This window comes from Bradyrhizobium sp. Crot121 (assembly GCF_059512385.1).
Genome location: NZ_JCAMOR010000246.1, coordinates 1 through 1,284, shown reverse-complemented (window position 1 = coordinate 1,284; position 1,284 = coordinate 1). Strand labels below are relative to the sequence as shown.

The 1,284-nt window shown below is 55.4% G+C and carries 1 pseudogene; it reads left to right on the top strand.

From position 1 onward, the window contains the following. Window positions 1-1,227 (top strand): annotated as a pseudogene (locus AC5ZGW_RS46310) (DUF1254 domain-containing protein); the annotation flags it as partial. Window positions 1,228-1,284: the final 57 nt, after the last annotated feature.

Genomic DNA, 1,284 nt, shown 5'->3' with positions numbered 1-1,284 from the left:
GCCAAAAGTAGAGGGCACACGCGGCCCGATGGGTCAGATCATCAACCTGCGCCAATACCCTAACGCATCTTTTCGTGACGTAACGGCGCCAAATGCGGACACGCTGTACAGCTCCGGTTTCTTCTACGTCGACAAAGAACCTTGGGTGCTCAGCGTTCCTGACATGAAGGGTCGATATTTCCTGCTGCCGATGCTGGACGGATGGACTACCGTCTTTGCTGTACCGGAACGCGAACAACAGGCACCGGAGCGCAGACCTACGCAATTACCGGCCCGAACTGGAGCGGCGCCCTGCCATCAGGTGTAAAGGAATTGAAGTCTCCGACGAACATTGTTTGGCTCATCGGACGCCTCTACTGCACGGGTACACCCGAGGACTATGCTGCCGTCCATGCGTTGCAAGATCAATTGAAGATGGTCCCGCTGAGTTCTTACGGGAAGGAATACACGCCGCCCGCGGGGACGGTCGACCCGTCCATCGATATGAAGACGCCGGTGCGAGACCAGGTCAATCGAATGGACGCGGTGGAATTTTTCACGCTCCTCGCGCAATTGATGAAGGACAACCCTCCGTATGCGGCAGATGCTCCCGAAGTCGCGCGCTTCGCCAAAATCGGGCTGGTGCCGGGCAAAGACTTTGATGCCAGCAAGCTGCGGGCGGATTTCGCTAAACGTATCCCGCAGGTCGCGTTTGATCGCATCCTTTTTCAAACGAAGGTGAACGACGCCGTGAAGCACGTCAACGGCTGGATATACGACACGAAGACTGGAATATACGGAACGGACTATCTAAACCGCGCCATAGTAACTGCCATCGGCCTTGGCGTAAACCGCACCCAAGATGCCATCTACCCGTTCTCCCAGAGGGACGCCGAGGATCACGATTACGACGGAGCTAACAAATACCTCCTGCGCTTTCCCAAAGGACAGTTGCCACCTGCGCGCGGCTGCTGGTCTGTCAAGATGTATGACGCCAATTATTTCTTCGTCGCCAATCCCATCAATCGCTACTCTATCAGTCCTCGCCAAGATCTGAAGACCAACGCTGATGGCTCAACGGACCTCTACATCCAAAATCAATCGCCGGGCCCTGACAAGGAGTCGAATTGGCTTCCAGCACCAAACGGCAAGTTCAAGCTGATGCTCCGCATGTACTGGCCGGATGAAAACCCACCTTCAATCGTCGATGGTACATGGATGCCGCCAAAGGTGGAGAAGACTAGCTAACGTGATCTGATTGTGCCGGTCTTCGATTGCTCCCGCTCCAAACGATTGCAGATACCC